This is a genomic window from Albibacillus kandeliae (assembly GCF_003116585.1).
GTDB lineage: Bacteria > Pseudomonadota > Alphaproteobacteria > Rhodobacterales > Rhodobacteraceae > Albibacillus > Albibacillus kandeliae.
The window spans coordinates 108,024-126,583 of record NZ_QEHM01000003.1 but is presented as its reverse complement, the minus strand read 5'-3'; the positions used below and the strand labels follow the sequence as shown (position 1 = coordinate 126,583).

At 66.9% G+C, this 18,560-nt stretch carries 15 protein-coding genes; 5 read left to right on the top strand and 10 right to left on the bottom strand.

Going from position 1 to position 18,560, the window contains the following annotated elements; translation table 11 throughout:
- Positions 1-96: 96 nt before the first annotated feature.
- Genes DDT93_RS06560 through DDT93_RS06545 form a run of 4 tightly spaced genes read right to left on the bottom strand, consistent with a single transcriptional unit; the run spans position 97 to position 5,963 of the window.
- Positions 97-1,251 carry an ABC transporter permease gene (locus DDT93_RS06560; protein WP_109465018.1) on the bottom strand — a complete coding sequence of 385 codons (1,155 nt, stop codon included), beginning with the start codon at positions 1,249-1,251 and terminating at the stop codon, positions 97-99.
- Positions 1,248-2,276, bottom strand: a complete 1,029-nt coding sequence (locus tag DDT93_RS06555) for an ABC transporter permease (protein WP_109465017.1) — start codon at positions 2,274-2,276, stop codon at positions 1,248-1,250. Before DDT93_RS06555 ends, DDT93_RS06560 begins: the two co-directional genes overlap by 4 nt.
- Positions 2,276-4,189 (bottom strand): ABC transporter substrate-binding protein, encoded by a 1,914-nt coding sequence (locus tag DDT93_RS06550; RefSeq protein ID WP_232825419.1) that lies wholly within the window; start codon positions 4,187-4,189, stop codon positions 2,276-2,278. The genes DDT93_RS06555 and DDT93_RS06550 overlap by 1 nt, the downstream gene beginning before the upstream one ends.
- A gap of 1 nt (position 4,190) precedes the next feature.
- Entirely contained in the window at positions 4,191-5,963 is a 1,773-nt protein-coding gene (locus DDT93_RS06545; RefSeq protein ID WP_109465015.1) for an ABC transporter ATP-binding protein, read from the bottom strand.
- 218 nt (positions 5,964-6,181) lie between these two features.
- Between DDT93_RS06545 and DDT93_RS06540 the strand changes: the two genes are divergently transcribed.
- Positions 6,182-6,667, top strand: a complete 486-nt coding sequence (locus DDT93_RS06540; RefSeq protein ID WP_109465014.1) for a class I SAM-dependent methyltransferase — start codon at positions 6,182-6,184, stop codon at positions 6,665-6,667.
- On the opposite strand, the gene DDT93_RS06535 is transcribed toward DDT93_RS06540, so the two are convergent.
- Positions 6,651-7,715, bottom strand: a complete 1,065-nt coding sequence (locus tag DDT93_RS06535; RefSeq protein WP_198654800.1) for a siderophore-interacting protein — start codon at positions 7,713-7,715, stop codon at positions 6,651-6,653. The two genes, DDT93_RS06540 and DDT93_RS06535, sit on opposite strands and share 17 nt — an antisense overlap.
- A gap of 196 nt (positions 7,716-7,911) precedes the next feature.
- The gene (purU, locus tag DDT93_RS06530) at positions 7,912-8,796 is read right to left on the bottom strand and encodes a formyltetrahydrofolate deformylase (RefSeq protein ID WP_109465761.1); all 885 of its coding nucleotides are present in this window, start codon (positions 8,794-8,796) and stop codon (positions 7,912-7,914) included.
- A 301-nt stretch (positions 8,797-9,097) separates the two neighbouring features.
- On the opposite strand from purU, the gene DDT93_RS06525 reads away from it, so the two are divergent.
- Together DDT93_RS06525 and DDT93_RS06520 are read left to right on the top strand one after the other, a co-directional pair.
- A complete protein-coding gene (locus DDT93_RS06525; protein ID WP_109465012.1) occupies positions 9,098-10,342 on the top strand; it encodes an Hsp70 family protein in 1,245 nt (414 codons plus the stop codon).
- A gap of 124 nt (positions 10,343-10,466) precedes the next feature.
- A complete protein-coding gene (locus DDT93_RS06520; protein ID WP_109465011.1) occupies positions 10,467-11,786 on the top strand; it encodes an NAD(P)/FAD-dependent oxidoreductase in 1,320 nt (439 codons plus the stop codon).
- On the opposite strand, the gene DDT93_RS06515 is transcribed toward DDT93_RS06520, so the two are convergent.
- Positions 11,783-12,547 carry a DeoR/GlpR family DNA-binding transcription regulator gene (locus DDT93_RS06515; protein WP_109465010.1) on the bottom strand — a complete coding sequence of 255 codons (765 nt, stop codon included), beginning with the start codon at positions 12,545-12,547 and terminating at the stop codon, positions 11,783-11,785. The genes DDT93_RS06520 and DDT93_RS06515 overlap by 4 nt on opposite strands.
- 274 nt (positions 12,548-12,821) lie before the next feature.
- Here DDT93_RS06515 and glpD point away from each other — a divergent pair, with 274 nt between their 5' ends.
- Both glpD and glpK read left to right on the top strand, forming a co-directional pair.
- Positions 12,822-14,420: a glycerol-3-phosphate dehydrogenase gene (gene glpD, locus DDT93_RS06510; protein WP_109465009.1), complete on the top strand. Its 1,599-nt coding sequence runs from the start codon at positions 12,822-12,824 to the stop codon at positions 14,418-14,420.
- A 69-nt stretch (positions 14,421-14,489) separates the two neighbouring features.
- A complete protein-coding gene (glpK, locus tag DDT93_RS06505; RefSeq protein ID WP_109465008.1) occupies positions 14,490-15,983 on the top strand; it encodes a glycerol kinase GlpK in 1,494 nt (497 codons plus the stop codon).
- A gap of 15 nt (positions 15,984-15,998) precedes the next feature.
- On the opposite strand, the gene DDT93_RS06500 is transcribed toward glpK, so the two are convergent.
- The 3 genes from DDT93_RS06500 to DDT93_RS06490 are packed head-to-tail and all read right to left on the bottom strand — an operon-like array spanning position 15,999 to position 18,560.
- Entirely contained in the window at positions 15,999-16,811 is an 813-nt protein-coding gene (locus tag DDT93_RS06500; RefSeq protein ID WP_109465007.1) for a metallophosphoesterase family protein, read from the bottom strand.
- Position 16,812: 1 nt separating this feature from the next.
- Complete coding sequence (locus tag DDT93_RS06495; RefSeq protein ID WP_109465006.1) at positions 16,813-17,589, bottom strand: ATP-binding cassette domain-containing protein; 777 nt, start codon at positions 17,587-17,589, stop codon at positions 16,813-16,815.
- On the bottom strand, positions 17,586-18,560 hold the full coding sequence (locus tag DDT93_RS06490) for an ABC transporter ATP-binding protein (RefSeq protein WP_109465005.1): 975 nt from the start codon (positions 18,558-18,560) through the stop codon (positions 17,586-17,588). The genes DDT93_RS06495 and DDT93_RS06490 overlap by 4 nt, the downstream gene beginning before the upstream one ends.

The following is an 18,560-nucleotide window of genomic DNA, read 5'->3' as shown; positions in this document are numbered from 1 at the left end:
CCCAATTTCTCTAAATTTAGGAAAATTGTGCGATAATTTGGGACGGTAACAGCTGTGGCGCAATGATGGCGGGCCGCCGGGGCCCGCCGCATTGGATCAGCTGTGATAGGGGTCCAGCGAGTCGCGCAGACCGTCCCCGAGGAAGTTGAACGCCAGCACCACGATGATGATCGGCAGCATCGGGATCGCCGTCCACCAGTAGAGTTCGACGTTCACGAGGTTCTGCGCGTCGTTCAGCATGACGCCCCAGCTGACCGCCGGGGCACGCAGGCCCAGCCCGAGGTAGGACAGCGCGGTCTCACCAAGGATCATGGCCGGGATCGACAGCGTCGCCGAGGCGATCAGGTGCGACGTGAAGTTGGGGATCAGGTGGCGCCGGATCACCCGTCCGGAACTGGCGCCCATCATCTCGGCTGCGCGCACGTACTCCTCCTCTCGCAGGGCAAGGAACTTGGCGCGGACCGAGCGCGCGAGGCCGGGCCAGTCAAGGATGCCGAGGATCACCGAGATGATGAAGAAGACCGAGACCGGCCCCCAGTTCGACGGCACCGCCGCCGAGAGTGCCAGCCAGAGCGGCAGCTCGGGCAGCGAACGCAGGATCTCGATGGCGCGGTTGATCACCCAGTCGATGCCGCCGCCGAAGTACCCGGCGATGGATCCAAAGAAGATGCCGAGCACGAAGGAGACGGTGATGCCGATCAGGCCGACGGTCAGCGACAGCTGCGCGCCGTAGAGGATGCGGCTGAACACGTCGCGTCCCAGCCGGTCCGAGCCCCAGACAAAGACGGTCGAGCCCTCCGGCGCGCAGAACAGGTGAGTATCGCTCGGGATCAGCCCGGCAAGCTTGTAGGTCGATCCCTCGCAGAAGAACCGCAGCCTTGCCGGGTTCTCGGTGTCTGGCACGAACTCCCACTTGAAGGTCTCGAGGTTGGCCTTCGAGGTCATCGGGTAAACATGAGGTCCGATGAACCTGCCCTCGTGCCACAGGTGAATGCCCTGCGGCGGAGCGTAGAGGTGATCGGAGTGCCGTTCGTTCGGGGTGTAGGGCGAGATGAAGCCCGCGATGGGCAGCATCAGGTAGCAGAGCAGCAGGAAGACGCCCGAGATCAGGCCCAGCTTGTGCTGCCGGAACCGGCGCCACACCAGCAGCCAGTTCGGGGCGTCGAGGTCGGCGCGCTCGATCTGGCGGATCGACTGTTGCGGATCATACGGCGCGTCATCGACGAACCGCCCGTCGGGAAGCTGGGTCATGCCTTGCGTCCCTCGTAGCGGATCCTCGGGTCGAGCAGCATCAGAAGCACATCCGAGATCATGGTTCCGACAAGTGTCAGCAGCGCCACGAACATCAGGACGAACCCGGCGAGGAACTGGTCCTGTGTCTTCAGCGCGGTCAGCAGGGTCGGCCCGATGGTCTGCAGGCCGAGGACGACCGAAACCAGCACCGAGCCGGACACCATCGCGGGCAGCAGGTTGCCGATATCGGCGACGAAGGGGTTGAACGCCATCCGCAGCGGGTATTTCACCAGCATCCGCGGCGGGCTCATGCCCTTGGCGATGGCGGTTTCGACGTAGGGCTTGCCAAGCTCATCCAGCAGGTTGGCCCGCAGCCGCTGCATCATCGCCGCCGCGCCCGAGGTGCCGATGACAAAGGTCGGCACGATCAGGTGCAGCAGGATCGACTGGACCTTGTCCCAGCTCATCGGCTGACCCTCGAATGCCGGGTCCATCAGGCCGCCGATCGGCAGGTTGAACCAGCGGTGACCATAATAGAACAGGATCAGCGCCAGGAGGAAGTTGGGCGTGGCGAGGCCGAGGTAGCCGACGAAGGCCGAGGTGTAGTCGACCCAGGTGCGCGACCGCGCTGCGGCCAATACCCCGAGCGGCAGTGCGACGAGGTAGACGAACAGCACGGCGGCGAGGTTCACCAGCACGGTCAGCCACAGGCTGTCGCCCACGATCTCGCTCACGGGGCGGTCGAATTCGAAGGACCAGCCGAAGTTGCCCTGGATCAGGCCGGAGAATCCCTGCGGCCCCGGGGCAAAGCCGACCCAGATCAGGTATTGCTCCCAGAGCGGCCGGTCGAGCGCGTACTCGGTCCGCAGGAACTCGGCCTTGGCGACACCGGCGGTCTGGCCGGTCGAGCGCAACTCGGCGATCTGGTTCGAGAGGTAGTCCCCGGGCGGCAGATTGATGATCAGGAAGATCAGCGCCGACACGACCACGAGGGTAAGCAGCATGGTCGCGAACCGGTAGAGCGCATAGCGGAGAATGGCCATCAGCCGCCGCCGCCGTCTTTGAAGAAGAACTCGTCGGGCCGCTGGATGCCGAAATGGGCGCCTGGGTCCCAGGCCCAGGTCGCCTGCGTCGGCACGTTCATCAGCCGGTCCGAAACCACCACCGGCTGCGGCGCCTCGGCGAGAATTCCGATGCCGAAGACGTTGTCGGCGTGGATCTTCAGCATCTCGCGCCAGACCTTGCTGCGCTCTTCGTCGGTGGTCGCGACCTCCCACTCGTGCGAGAGGTCCATCAGTCGGATGGCGGGCTCCATGTCGGGCGCTTCACCCACCTCGCCGCCAGTCTGGTAGAACTGCCCCCACATCGGCCAGGCAAAGAAGTCCTGATAGCGCGGCGCGAGGTAGTCGGGCGAGGTATAGGCCTGCGGAATGCCGTTGTCCCAGCCGTACCAGACGCCGGCCATGGTGGTGCCGGCGTAGATCCGGTTGCGCAGGATGTCGCGATCCAGCGGGCGCATCACCAGCTTGACGCCGATATCCTTCCACGTGTCGGTGATGATCTGCAGGGCGTTCTCCACCTCCTGCCGCTCGCCAGCCGTCTCGACCACCAGTTCCATCGGGCGGCCGTCCGACAGCAGGCGGATGCCGTTGGCGTCGCGCTTGTCGAGCCCGGCGGCGTCCAGCAGCTGGTTGGCCTGCGCCGGATCGTAGGCGGCCCAGGCTTCGCGGTTGGCGACGTCAAAGAAGGGGCTCTGCGGTAGCACGGTCATGGCGCCGGGCTTGCCCAGCTGGAAATAGAGCGCGCGGTTGATGGTGTCGCGGTCGATGCCCAGCGACAGCGCGCGGCGCACGTTCACGTCGCGCAGCACGGCGCGCCACACCGGGTCGGAATAGTTGAGGTTCGGGTAGATCGCGATCTGGCTCGCTGTCCCGTTGGGCCAGAGCAGGGTGTGGTAGTGCCCGCCTTCCTCGCCCTTCTTCAGGATGGGGATATCGCGGAAGTCGAGCCCGCGCGCCTGCAGGTCGGTCTCGCCCGCGTTGCTCTTGGCCGCGACCAGCCCGCCGCTCACCACCTCCATCTCGACCCGGTCGATATAGGGCAGCTGCATCCCGTGGCTGTCGAAGCGGTGGAAATAGGGGTTGCGCACGAACTCGTGGCGGATCTTCTTGCCGTCGCTCACGTTCACCCAGGGCTGCAGCGTCGGCAGGTCCGGGTTGTCGAAGTTGTACATGTTGTCGAGCTTGTTGTGCAGCGCGGCCCAGCTGTTCACGCGTGCATCCTTGACCTCGGCCTCGAGCTGCTCGGGCGCGACGTACTTGGCGTGGAACTGCTTCATGTAGTGGGCGGGGCGGTAGATGAACGGCGGCCGCGCCTGTGCAAGGCTCTGCAGAAAGTTCGGGTTGGGCCGGTTCCACGCATAAATCACGGTGGTCTCGTCCGGGAAGGTGACGGTGGGCCATTCGTCGCCGGAGCGCAGGAAGTCGGGGGCGCCGGAGGGGCTCAGCTTGTCGTTGTTGGCCACGTCCTCCCACCAATAGCGGAAGTCCTCGGAGGTGAAGGGCGCGCCGTCCGACCAGCGGTGCCCGGGCCGCAGGTGGAGCGTAAAGACCTTGTTGTCCTCGTTGTCCACGCTTTCAAGAATGTCGGGCACCAGCTCGTATTTCTCGTTGTACCCGACAAGCCGGGCGTAGCCGTAGACCACCATCATCCGGATATCGCGGTCACGTGCGACGAGGGTCGAGAGGGTTCCGCCGGGCACACCGAACTGCCGCCCCTTCGCCTCGAGATCGACGAAAAGCGGATGGGCCGGGGCGCGCTCGCTCACCGGCGGCAGGGCGCCGCTGGCGACCTGCACCTTGGTAAAGTCGCTTTCGTCCAGGGTCGGGTCCGCGGCGGCGCGGAAGGGCAGGGCGAAGGTCGCGGCGAGGGCAAGCGCGGTGATGGATCGGATCATTCTAGACATGGCAGCGTACCTTGTGACCAGGTTCGTACGACGTAAGCGACGGTATCACGGAGCCGGTGAAACGGAAGGCTTCGGGCCAGCTGTCGGGAGACCCGGCGCCCTGGGCAACCAGTTTCAGGTTGATCGGGCGTGAAATGTCGGGCGTCGGCTGTGCGGCGATCAGGGCCTTGGTGTAGGGATGACGAGGGTTGTTGAACAGCACGTCCGGCGGGGCCTGTTCGACCACCAGCCCCTGACGCATGACCGCGACTTCGTCGGCGATGCGGGCAACCACGGCAAGGTCGTGGCTGATGAACAGGTAGCTCAGGTGCAACCGGTCGCGGATATCTTCCAGCAGCGTCAGGATCTGGTCCTGCACCGAGACATCGAGCGCCGAGGTCGGTTCGTCGCAGACCAGCAGCGCCGGGTCGAGCATCAGGGCACGGGCGATGGACAGGCGCTGGCGCTGCCCGCCGGAAAAGGCGTGGGGATAGCGCTGCATCATGTCCTTGCCGAGTCCGACCTGCTCCAGCATGGCGGCAGCACGGTCGCGCCGCTCGCTCCTCGATCCGATCCCGTGAATGTCGAGCGGTTCGGACAGCGCATCGGCAACGCGCATCCGGGGGCTCAGCGAGGAATAGGGATCCTGGAACACCATTTGCGCCTTCTTCTGGAAGGCGATGCGCTCGGCGCGGGTCATGTCGTGGACGGGCAGGGGCTTTGCCCCGCGCGCCTCGCGAAACAGCACCTCGCCACCCGGATCGGGCAGTTCGGCGCCAAGGGCGATGCGTGCGGCGGTGGTCTTGCCCGAGCCGCTTTCGCCGACGATGGCCAGCGTGGTACCGCGCGCGAGGGCGAGGTCGATGCCCCGGCAGGCCTCGATGGTGACCGGCGGCTTCATCATCGACTTGCTGCGGACCTGGTAGGTCTTCGAGACCGACCTGAGTTCGAGGATCAGGTCGGTGGGTTCCTCGTCGGCGCTGTGGTCCACATCCTCGGGGATCGAGGGCGCGGCGTTGAACAGCTGCTGGGTGTAGGGATGCGCGGGAGACTGGATCACCAGCTTGGCCGGGCCCGACTCCATCATCCTGCCCTTGTGCATCACCACCACCTGCTCGGCCATGTTCGCGACCACGCCGAGGTCGTGGGTGACAAGGATCATCGCCATCCCGGTCTCGGCCTGAAGCTCCTTCATCAGGCCCAGCACCTGCGCCTGTGTGGTGACGTCCAGCGCGGTCGTGGGTTCGTCGGCGATCAGCAGTTCCGGTTTCGACACCATCGCCATCGCGATCATCGCGCGTTGGCGCATCCCGCCCGAGAGTTCGAAGGGATAGGCCCGGTAGGCCCGCTCGACATCGGGAAAGCCGACGCGCTCGAAGGTCTCGAGCACCTGCTTACGCGCCGCGTTTTCGCTGCACCCCTTGTGCAGGCAGAGCACTTCGCTCACCTGGCTGCCGATCCGGTGCAGGGGGGAGAGCGACCGCATCGGCTCCTGAAAGACCATGGACACGAGGCTGCCGCGAACCTTGCGCATCTTGCGCTCGCTCAGCTTGGTCAGCTCGATGGGGCCCTTGCGGCTGTTCAGGATGATCGTTCCCGACCGGATGCGGGCCACCCGGGGCAGGATACGCAGGATCGCACGGCAGGTTACCGTCTTGCCGGACCCGGACTCCCCGACCAGCGCGAGGGTCTCACCCGGCGCGACGGAAAAGCTCACATCTCGCACGACCGGATCGAGATTGCCGAAAGCAATGCTCAGATCCTCCACTGTCAACAACGGGGCCATAGGCCGGTCTTCACTCCCTTCGGTCATGCACGTCGCGGCACGATCCGTTTTTATCATTATGTCTTTTTGTCACCTTCACGCCCAGTCCGCGTTTCGTCAAATCCCAATTGCATAAGAACGTTACGGCGCGGCAACAGCCGCACTACACTTTTTGCAGCGGTTTTGGCATGAGTGGGGGCGTCGCGCCGGCGTGGCCGGGTACAGCAAGGGAGCCGCACATGAGCCGTCTTGATCTTTTCATCGACCGGATGGTCTCTCAACGTGCCTGCCTCGATGCCTCGATCGAGGCGACCGCCGCGATGGAGGGGCCGGTGTTCGAACTGGGCCTCGGCAATGGCCGCACCTATCACCACATGCTCGAACGCATCCGGGGGCGTGATATCTACGTCTTCGAGCGTGCGATTGCCTCGCACCCGGATTCCACGCCGCCCGAGCCAATGCAGATCCTCGGCGACGTGACCGAGACACTGCCCGCCGCGCTGCGCCGCTTCGGCCCGGTGGCGAGCCTCGTCCACGCGGACCTCGGCGGGCACAACCGGGCCAAGAACGACGATTTCGCCCGCCTCATCTCGCCGCTGGTCGAACCGCTGCTGGCGCCGGGCGGGCTGATGGTGTCGAGCGACCGGATGTACTTCGACAGCCTTGTCGAACTGCCGCTGCCGTCGGGGGCTGTCGAGGGGCGCTGCTTTATCTATCGCCGCTGAGGTCGTCCGCGCCGTCGGTGTTGACCCAATAGGCTGCGATGTAGACCTCCTTGCGGTCGAACCCGGCCTTGCCGCGCAGGTACTTGCGGGCGCGGTCGGCCTGCGATTTCTCGGCAGCGAACCACGCGAACCGGCCCTCGCCCTCGGGCAGCGTCAGCGCCTCCAGCGCGTCGGAGAGTTCCGGATCGCGCCCGCGCAGCAGCCATGTCACCGTGATACCCTCGGGCGCCGCCAGCGGCTGGATATCCCCTTCTCCATCTACCTGGATCAGCGCCTCTCCGACGGTGTCGGGCGCACAGCTTTCGAGGATGCGGGCGATGGCGGGCAGGGCGGTTTCGTCTCCCAGCAGGGTCAGCTTGCGCCCCTCCGGAAGCCAGCCGCCGCCGGGCCCGCTGAGTCCGACGATGGCGCCTTCCTCGACCGTTTCGGCCCAGGCGCAGGTCGGGCCGCGCCCGTGGATCAGGATATCTGTGTCGAAGTGGCCACGCTCGGCGTCGATGGCCCGGATCGTATAGGCCGGGGTGTGCAGCGCATCCTCGCCCTCGGGCCAGAGGGTCCGCCCGTTGGCACCGATCACCGGCCATTTCGGGTCGCGGCGGGCGGGCGGCAGCAGCAGGCGGTAATGCAGGCCGGAGCGGGCGAAGTCCTCAAGGTCCGGCGCGGCGAGGCGCAGACGGATGAAGCTGGCGCCGATGCGCGACTTGGCCAGCACGGTCGCCACGCGGAAGTTCGGCGGATGCCGTTCGGCGTCGGGCGCGTCAGCCCAGTCGAGCGCGGCCTGCTCGGGCAGACCCAGCTGGTCGAGCTGCCAGGTGATCCCCTCGCGCAGCATGTGCAGGTTGCCAGCGCTGTCGGCTTCGAGGTCGATGGCAAGCCCGCCATCGCTCGACCGCAGCCGGATCAGGCCAATCCCGGTGTCGTAGTCGAGCCATTGCGCGGGGTCGGCCCGATAGGGCTGATCCATCTGGTCGAGGCCCGCGCCGACCCGCGCGATGATGTCGGCGGGATCTGCGCCGTCGAGCCGGGCAGAGGCGGAATGGATGGTCATGGCGGTTCCTCGGCAATCCGTTGCATGTCTCGGTTGCTGGGCCATTGCCGTGCCGGGCTGCCGTTTGGCCGAGTCCTAGGCAATATCGCGCCACAGGGGAAGGCAAAAACTCACGCGACCTGGCCCGCCTGACGGGCAAAGGAAAAGGGCGGCACGTTGCGGTGCCGCCCTTCCTGTTCTGCCCTTCGGGGCGGCCTCAGCCCATGCGCTCGGAGGCGTAGGAGCCGGGCGAGGCCGGGAACACGACGGTCTTGTTGCCGTTCAGGAACACGCGGTGGTGGATGTGCGCGTGGATCGCGCGCGACAGCACCGAGGATTCCACGTCGCGGCCAAGGCTCACGTAGTCGTTGGCGCTCTGGGCGTGGGTGATGCGCACCACGTCCTGTTCGATGATCGGGCCCTCGTCGAGGTCGGCGGTCACGTAGTGCGAGGTGGCGCCGATCAGCTTCACGCCCTTCTCGAAGGCCTGCTTGTAGGGGTTCGCACCCTTGAACGAGGGCAGGAACGAGTGGTGGATGTTGATGATCCGCCCCGACATCTTCTGGCACATCTCGTCGCTCAGGATCTGCATGTAGCGCGCCAGCACGATCAGTTCGGCCCCGGCCTCCTCGACAACCCGCATGATGGCGGCCTCGGCCTCGGGCTTGTTGGCGGGCGTCACCTTGATGCAGTGGAACGGGATGTCCTGGTTCACCACGACCTTCTGGTAGTCCATGTGGTTCGAGATCACGGCGACGATCTCGATCGGCAGGGCACCGATGCGGGTCCGGTAGAGCAGGTCGTTCAGGCAGTGCCCGAAGCGCGAGACCATGATCACCACCTTCATCTTGGCGGCCTCGTCATGGAAGGCATAGTCCATCTCGAACGTCTCGGCGACAGGAGTGAGAGCCTCCTGCAGTTCGGCCATCGTCGTGCCCGTCTCGCTCACGAAACTGGTGCGCATGAAGAAGTTGCCGGTACCCGGGTCATCGAACTGAGAGCTGTCGGTGATGTTGCAGCCCTTCTCGGCGAGGAAGGTCGAGATGGCGGCGACGATCCCACGGCGGGAGGGGCATTTTACGGTCAGGGCGTATTTTGTCATGGAGATCGGGTTCTTCTTGCTGTTGGTCCGGTCGGTTTCCGGCCGGACGATGCGTTTCGGGACCGGGATGCGGACTCTGTCTCGGTTTGGCCGGATACTTTCCGCGATCGCCTCGCCCGGCAAGGCGCGTTCCGGCATTCTCTGGCTGTTTTGCGTCACCGGATGACGCGGGATGGCACCAAAGTCGCCGATAGGAACGGGCCGTCTATCATCCGGACCACGACGGGGCTGGTCATTGGGCTTGCACGCCCTCCGGGAACCGGCTAGCAGCGCAGGCTTTCCCGCACCGAGGAGGCCCGCCATGACTGCCCCCACGCTTGCCGTCGATTTCGGCACCTCGAACACCGCCGCCGCTGTTCTGCAGGATGGCCGCCCCTGCCGCATCGCCATCGAGGAAGGCTCGGAAACCCTGCCCACGGCGGTGTTCTTTCCCGCCGACGCCGGGGTCATGCGCATCGGCGCCGCGGCATCGGACGCACTGATCGCGGGAGAGGAAGGGCGCTACATGCGGGCGCTGAAATCGGTGCTCGGCACCTCGCTTTTCCACGAGACGCGCCGCATCGAGGGCAAGCGCCGCACCCTCGCCGATACCGTCACCGCCTTTCTCGTCGCGCTCAAGTCCCGTGCCGAGGCCGAAACGGGCGAGCGCTTTTCGCGGGTCCTGTCGGGGCGGCCGGTCCACTTCCACACCGCCGACCCGGAACGCGACGCGCGGGCCGAGGCCGACCTGCGGGCCTGCTACCACGCCGCCGGGTTCGAGAGCGTCGAGTTCCTGTTCGAACCCGAGGCCGCCGCGCTGGCCAGTCACGGCCTTGGCACAGCGGGCGACATCGGCCTGATCGTCGACATCGGCGGCGGAACCTCGGACTTCTCGGTGTTCCGCACCGAGAACGGTCGCCCGCGGATCCTCGCCAGCCACGGCATCCGGCTGGGCGGTACGGATTTCGACCACGCAGTGTCCATGAGCCACGCGATGCCGCTGCTGGGTCTGGGCGGAGAGCTGCGCCGCGATTTCGGAGAGGGCCTTCTGCCGGTGCCGCGCGCGATCTACATGGACCTCTCGACCTGGGCCAAGATCCCCTTCCTCTACACGCGTGAGACCCTGTCTGCGGTGGCCGACATGGTGCGGCTGGCGGTCGACGCGCCGGCGATGCGGCGGCTTGAAAAGGTGCTGGGCGACGAACTTGGCCACGACCTCGCCTTCTCGGTCGAGGAGGGCAAGATCGCAGCCAATGCCAACCGGGCCGGGGCCCGCATCGGCATGGCCCAGATCGCGCCGCGCCTCTCGGCACCCATCGACGGCGACTCGCTCGATGCGGCGCTCGAAACCTACCGCGCGCCCCTGTCCGAGGCCGCGGCCGAGACCCTGCAGGCCGCCGGGATCAGCCCCGCGCAGGTGGGCACTGTCATCCTCGTCGGTGGCTCCAGCCTGATGAACATGGTGTCGGATGGCATGCGCGCGCTCTGCCCCGGTGCCGAGCAGCGCTATTCCGAGGCCTTCACGGCAGTGGTCGACGGACTGGCGTTGGCGACGGAACAGGCATAGGCGCTCCTCTCGCACCTCCCTTTCGCGGAGGCGCTGCACGCGCTCTTGCCCAACTGCGGGTTTCGGTTAACGTCCGGCGCGGGGCGCTCCGATTGTCCGGGCGCCGCAGCAAGGGGAAGTGCCGATGACGGAGCGCGCGGATATCTGGATGCCGGACTGGACAGACCGTCCCTACTGGCTGGACGGGGTGTCCGCCCCGGTCGCAGAGGTGAAGCCCCTGCCGTCGCGGGCCGATGTCGTCATCGTCGGCTCGGGCTATACCGGGCTGAACGCGGCACTGGAATGCGCGCGCGGCGGGCGCGAGACCGTTGTGCTGGAGGCTGGCACCCCCGGCTTCGGGTGCAGCACGCGGAACGGCGGCCAGATCAGCACCAGCATCAAGCCCTCGCTCGCGGCCCTTGCGGCCAAGCACGGGGCTGAGCGCGCGAAGGCGATCCGCGACGAGGGCAAGACCGCGCTGCGCTGGATCGGCGAACGCATCGCCGACGAGAAGATCGACTGCGCCTTTTCTCTCGTGGGCCGGTTCCACGCGGCCCATTCGCCAGAGAAGTTCCGCGAACAGCTGACCGAGGTCGAGACGCTGAAGCGCGAAGGGATCACCGCGCATCCCGTTACCCGCGCCGAGCAGCACGATGAACTCGGCACCGACATGTACCACGGCGGGCTGGTGTTCCCCGACCACGCCTCGCTCGACCCCGGCCGCTATCACCGCGGCCTGCTGCGCCGGGCCATCGAGGCAAAGGTCCAGGTGCACGGGCAGTGCAAGGTGACGTCGATCGCCCGTGACGGCGACAGCTTCGTGGTGTCCTCCGAGCGCGGCAGCATCATCGCGGACAAGGTCATCGTGGCGACGAACGGCTATACCACCGGGCTGACCCCGTGGATGCAGCGCCGCGTCATCCCCATCGGCAGCTACATCATCGCGACCGAACCGCTCCCGAAGGAGCTGATGGACCGGCTCTGCCCCACCAACCGCGTGATTTCGGACACCCGCAAGGTGGTCTACTACTACCGGCCCTCGCCGGACCGGACCCGCATCCTCTTTGGCGGCCGCGTCTCGGCTGGCGAGGTCGCCCCCACCGTCAGCGGCCCGCGCCTCTACGAGGACATGTGCCGGATCTTCCCGGAACTGCGCGGCTATCGCATCTCGCATTCGTGGATGGGCACCGTCGCCTATACCTTCGACGAACTGCCCCACGTCGGTGTGCACGAGGGCATCTACTACGCGATGGGCTACTGCGGCTCCGGCGTTTCGCTGTCGAGCTATCTCGGGATGCGGCTGGGCCAGCAGGTTCTCGGGCTGGCCGACGGCGCGACGGGTTTCGACGGCCTCCCGTTCCCGACCCGTCCGCTCTATACCGGCAAACCGTGGTTCCTGCCGGCGGCCGTGGCCTGGTACCGCTGGCGCGACCGGCGCCAGTACGAGCGGGCGAAGGTCGCCTAGCCGCCGCAGACCCGCACTCGGGTTTCCCAGCCCTCGCAGGCGTCCTGCAGGGCGGGCGGCACGGGCCGGTCGGTAAAGAACACGTCGACTTCCGACAGCGAGCCGATGCGCGCCGGGGCGTTACGCTGGAACTTGGCGTGGTCGGCGACAAGGAACACCTGCCGCGACTGGCGGATGATGGTGCGGCTGACCCCGACTTCCTGAATGTCGAAGTCGAGAATGTCGCCCTCCTGATCCAGCGCCGAACAGCCGATCACCGCGTGATCGAACTTGAACCGGCGGATGGTCTCGACCGTCAGGTCGCCGGTCAGCCCGCCGTCCGAGCGCCGCAGCGCGCCGCCGGTGACGATCACCTGGCAATGGGGATTGCCGGCGAGGATGTTGGCCACGTTCATGTTGTTGGTGACCACAAGGATGTTGCGATGCCCCAGCAGTTCGGCGGCGACCGCTTCGGTCGTGGTTCCGATGTTGAGGAAGATCGAACAGTTCTCGGGCAGTTCCGCCGCGCAGGCGCGCGCGATGTCGACCTTGGCCGCCTGGTTCAGCCCGCGCCGTTCTTCGTAACCGATATTGGCGGTGCCCGAGGGCAGGATCGCCCCGCCGTGTACGCGTTCGAGCTTGCCGCTGTCGGCCAGTTCGCTCAGGTCGCGGCGGATGGTCTGCAGGGTGACGCCAAAGTGCTCGGACAGGCGCTCGACCGTGACCTTGCCCTCGCGGCGGGCGATCTCGATGATTTCTGGCTGGCGAAAGGACTGGACCATGGTGGTTCTCTGGCGGCTTCTCCTGCCTAGCCGCTGAGGATACGCTGAACAAGACGTTTCGCCCGTGCGCGAATGCTTTCCGTTTCAGACCATAGCGAAACCGCCGCAGAGGGGCGGTTTTGCGGATCTTCGGCTGGGGTCTGCCCCCGGAATACCGCCAGATTGCATAGGGATCGGCAATATGCCGGAATAACGAAAGAAAACGAATATTTTCCTATTCCATTTTGATCGCATTGGGGCATATCTGCGGTATGGCGCAAAACAGGAGCGTGACGTGACCCAGTCGGCCGGCAACGAGGACATCTGCGACCTCTTCATCATCGGCGGCGGCATCAACGGCTGCGGCATCGCCCGCGACGCCGCAGGGCGCGGGCTGTCGGTCAGGCTGGCCGAGAAGGGTGACCTCGCCTCGGCGACCTCCTCGGCTTCGACCAAGCTGTTTCACGGCGGGCTGCGCTACCTCGAATACTTCGAGGTGCGGCTGGTCCGCGAGGCCCTGATCGAGCGCGAGACGCTGCTCCGCGCGATGCCGCATATCAGCTGGCCGATGCGCTTTGTCCTGCCCTATCACCGCGACATGCGTTTCGAGAGCGAGACGCCGGTCTCCCGCCTGCTCGGCGGCCTGATGCCATGGATGAAAGGGCGGCGCCCGGCGTGGCTCATCCGCATGGGCCTGTTCCTCTACGACAACCTCGGCGGGCGGAAGATCCTGCCGGGCACGCAGACATTGGACCTGACCGGATCGCCCGAGGGGCAGCCACTTCAGGATCGGTTCCAGACGGCCTACGAATACTCCGACTGCTGGGTCGACGACGCCCGGCTGGTCGCGCTCAATGCCCGTGACGCCGTCGCGCGAGGCGCCGATGTCATGGTGCAGACCGAGGTGATCGCCGCGCACCGGGTGGACGACCTCTGGGAGATCGAGACCCGCGACACCGCCAGCGGCGCCAGCCGCACGCACCGGGCGCGGATGCTGGTGAATGCAGGTGGACCCTGGGTGGGGCAGATCATTCACGACCGCATCCACGTGGAGACCAAGGAGGGCGTCCGGCTGGTCCGGGGCAGCCACATCGTCACCCGCCGCCTCTACGATCACGACAAGTGCTATTTCTTCCAGGGCACCGACGGGCGGATCATCTTTGCCATTCCCTACGAGCAGGATTTCACCCTGATCGGCACCACCGACGCGGACCACGACGACCCCGAGCGGAAACCGGTCTGTACCGAGGCCGAGCAGACCTACCTGCTCGATTTCGCCAACCAGTACTTCAAGCGGCAACTGACGCGGGACGATATCGTCTGGACCTATTCGGGGGTGCGCCCGCTTTATGACGATGGCGCGCGCTCTGCCACGGCGGCGACGCGGGACTACACCCTGCGCGTGGACGCAACGGGCGGCGCGCCCGTGCTGAACGTGTTCGGCGGCAAGATCACCACCTACCGCCGCCTTGCCGAGAGTGCGCTGGAAAAGGTCGGTCACCACCTGCCGGACCTGCCGGGCCCGTGGACCGCCGGGGTCGCGCTTCCCGGCGGAGATTTCACCGTGGCCGGGGTGCCGGACCTGCTGCAGAAGCTGCGGGTGGACTATCCCTTCCTCTCCGATTTCTGGTCGACCCGCCTGATCCGCGCCTACGGGACCGACGCATGGAGCGTGCTGGGCACCGCTGACAGGGCCGAAGACCTCGGCGTCGACTTCGGTGCCACCCTGACCGAGGCCGAGGTGCGCTGGCTGATGACACAGGAGTTTGCGCGCGCGGCCGAGGACATCCTCTGGCGCCGCAGCAAGCTGGGACTGCGCATCGACGCTGGCGGGGCGGCGGCGCTGGCCGACTGGATGCGCAGGCATGGCCCCGTCGTCACCGGGCAGGGCTGAGCGCGCCGGGGCTCGACCCTTTGCCGCCGATCGGTCAGGGTGCGGGCAAAGGACCGGAGGGGAGGAACCATGACCTACGTTCTCGCCATCGACCAGGGGACGACCTCGACCCGGGCGATGATCTTCGACGCGGCACTGCGCGTGGTCGCGGTCTCGCAGGAGGAATTCGACCAGCATTTCCCGCGCTCGGGCTGGGTCGAACATGACGCGGGCGACCTCTGGACCAGCACGGCGGCGACCTGCCGGGGCGTGATCGAGAAGGCCGGTATCGCCGCGACCGAGATCGCGGCCATCGGCATCACCAACCAGCGCGAAACCACGCTGATCTGGGACCGCAAGACCGGCAAGCCGATCCACAAGGCCATCGTCTGGCAGGACCGGCGAACCTCGGACCTGTGCCGCAGGCTGCGGGAGGAAGGGCACGAGGCCACGGTGACCGACCGGACCGGCCTGCTGCTCGACCCCTACTTCAGCGCGACCAAGGTGCGCTGGCTGCTCGACAACGTCGACGGCGCGCGGGCGCGGGCCGAGGCGGGCGAACTGGCCTTTGGCACGGTCGACAGCTGGCTGGTCTGGAACCTGACCGGCGGCAGGGCGCATGTCACCGACGCGACCAACGCGGCGCGGACCATGCTCTACGACATCCGCAAAGGACGCTGGAGCCGGACGCTGTGCGAAATGCTCGACATTCCCATGTCGCTGCTGCCCGAGGTCCGCGACTGCGCGTCGGACTTCGGAACCACGCGGCCGGATCTGTTCGGTCGCGAGATCCCGATCCTCGGCATCGCGGGCGATCAGCAGGCCGCGACGGTGGGGCAGGCCTGTTTCCAGCCCGGCATGATGAAATCGACCTATGGCACCGGCTGCTTCGCCCTTCTGAACACCGGCGATACGGCGGTGACCTCGCAGAACCGGCTGCTCACCACCATCGCCTACCAGTTCGAGGGCAAACCGACCTACGCGCTGGAAGGGTCGATCTTCATCGCCGGCGCAGTGGTGCAATGGCTGCGCGACGGCCTGCGCCTGATCCGCGACGCGGGCGAGACGCAGGGGCTGGCCGAACGCGCTGACGCGGGGCAAAACGTGGTTCTGGTGCCCGCCTTCACCGGCCTCGGCGCACCTTACTGGAACTCGGACTGCCGTGGCGCCATCTTCGGCCTGACCCGCAACTCCGGGCCGGAGGAGTTCGCCCGTGCCGCGCTGGAAAGCGTGGGCTTCCAGACCCGCGACCTGCTGGAGGCAATGCAGGCCGACTGGCAGGGCGAGGGCGCGCGCCCGACGCTGCGGGTGGATGGCGGCATGACCGCCTCGGACTGGACCATGCAGTTCCTCGCCGACATCCTCGGCGCCCCGGTTGACCGGCCGAGGGTTCTGGAAACCACGGCGCTGGGCGCCGCATGGCTGGCCGGGCAGCGCGCGGGTGTCTACCCCGACATGGACACCTTTGCGCGCGACTGGGCGCTGGACCGCACCTTCGGGCCCGGGATGGACGAAACCACCCGCGCTACGAAATACGCCACCTGGAAGCAGGCCGTCGCGGCAACCCTCACGGTCGAAACCTGAGGGGCTGCGCGACGGTCAGAGCAGGCTGAGGGCGCGCAGGCGTTCCTGGTCGATCACGGTGATCACCCTGCGGTCGGGCGTCAGCGGCGCGAAGGAGACCGAGAGCCCCGAGGGGCGGTACTCGCAATAGGCAAAGCCGGTGCCCTCGATGATCTTGAGGTCTTTCCTCTCCAGCATGTCCACCGTCGAATGCTGCCCGTTCCCGATGATCACCGGGATGCCATACCAGTGGCTCACCCGGTTGATGTGGATATGGCCCGAGAGGATGCCCGCCACGTCGTAACCCTTGACCATCGCCGCCAGCCGCTCGGTGCTGGCGGTGTCGAGGCTGCCCCACGGCAGCCCCTCGGGGTCGACGCGCGGCGGGTGATGCAGCACCAGCAGCTTGGGCAGGTCGGAGTGGCGGTCCAGCGCGACCTGCAGATAGGCGAACTGCTCGCCGTCCAACGCACCGGCCACCTTGCCCGGCAGCGCAGTGTCCAGCGTGATGACATGCAGCCCGCCCTGCACCGTGTCGTGGTCGTAGGGCGTGTCCGACTCCTCGCCCAGAAAGACCTTGTTGAACCCTTCGCGCTTGTCGTGGTTGCCAAGCGCCAGCACGATCGGCACCGGGAGGTCGGCGATCGTGTCCTTGACCAGCTCATAGCTGGCCTCGTCGCCGTGGTTGGTCAGGTCGCCGCTCGCCACCACGAAATCGGGCAGCGGGTCCATCCGGGCGATGATCTCGACCATCCGCTTCAGGGTGCCGGCGGTGTCCGAATGCAGGTTCGCGTCGTTCATGTCGGGGTGCGACACGTGCAGGTCGGTAAGGTGAAGGAAACGGGTCATCTCAGGCTCCGGCGGCGATCAGAAGGGATTTGGTATAGTCTTGCGTCGGGGCGTTCAGCACTTCGGTGGCGCGCCCCTGTTCGATGGATTTGCCGTGCTGCATCACGAGGATCTGGTCACAGATCGAGGCGACGACGGCAAGGTCGTGGCTGATGAACAGCATGGCAAGACCCAGCTCGTCCTGCAGGTCCATCAGCAGGTTGAGGATCTGCGCCTGCACCGAGACGTCGAGCGCGGAAACCGCCTCGTCCGCCACGATCAGCTCGGGCCGGGTGACGATGGCGCGGGCAATGGCGATGCGCTGGCGCTGCCCGCCGGAGAATTCGTGCGGGTACTTCTCGGCATCTGCGGCGTGCAGATTCACCTGCTCCAGCGCCTCCGCCACGCGATGCGCGCGGTTCTCGGCCCCGATGGCGCGCAGCGGTTCGGCGATGGACCAGCCCACGCTGCGGCGCGGGTCGAGCGAGCCGAAGGGATCCTGAAACACCATCTGGAATCTCTGGCGTTGCCGCCGCAGGTCACCGGCGGAAAGCTGGCCAAGGTCCTGACCGTCAAACAGGATCTGGCCCGCGTCGGGCGTCTCGAAGGCCATCACCATGCGGGCGAGGGTCGATTTCCCGGATCCGGATTCGCCGACGATGCCCAGCGTCTCGCCCCGTTCGAGGATAAAGCTCGCCGAGTCGACCGCCGTCAGCACCGGCGGCGCCCGGAACAGCGACTCGCGCGGCATCCGATAGCGCCGCGTGACCGCACGCGCCTCCAGCAGCGGGGCGCTCATGCCGACACCTCCTGTTTCAGCGCATGGCAGTTGGCGAGCCGGGTCGCGCTGATCAGCGTGCTGCCGGGGCGGGTCCCGGCGCAGACGGGCAGTTCCACCGGGCAGCGGCCGGAAAACCGGCAGCCGGAGGGAAGATCCTGCAGGGTCGGCACGCTGCCGGGAATCGTCGGCAGGCGCGGCCGCTTGCCGTCTGCGCCGCGCGGCTCGGCCACGGGATTGGGACGCGCGCCAAGCAGGCCCTGGGTATAGGGATGGCGGGGCGTCGTCAGCACCTCGGCCGTCGGCCCGCGCTCGACGATGTCGCCGCCGTACATCACCACGATGTCACGGGTCGCGCGCGCCACGGCGGCAAGGTCGTGGCTGATGAACAGCAGCGCCATCTGCCTCTCTTCGGCGAGCCGCACCAGCAGGTCGATGATCCTGAGCGCGACATTGGCATCCAGCGCCGTGGTCGGTTCGTCCGCGATCAGCAGTTCGGGGTCGCAGGCCAGCGCCAGCGCGATCACCACCCGCTGCCGCTGCCCGCCCGAGAGCTCGTGCGGAAACTGCCGCAGCCGTTCAACGGGCGAGGGGATGCCGACCTCCTCGAACAGCGCCAGCGCGCGCGCGCGCGCCTCGGCTTTGCTCAGGCCAAGGTGCAGGCGCAGCGGATCCATCACAGTATCGCCCACCCGGCGCAGGGGGTTCAGCGCCGTCATAGGCTCCTGAAAGATCATCGCCACCTTGCGCGCGCGCAGCGCTTCCCAGCCCCGGTCGTCGGCGCCGGTCATGTCGCGACCGTCCAGCACGAGCTTGCCCGACAGGTCCGCCGCAGCGGGCGCCATGCCCATCAGGCTCATCGCCAGCATGGTCTTGCCGCTGCCGCTTTCGCCGACGATGCCGGTGCGGTCGCCGGGGCGGATGGCAAGACTGGCCTGCCGCAGCGCGGTTCCGCTCTTGAACGAGACCGAGAAGTCCTGAAGTTCGATCAT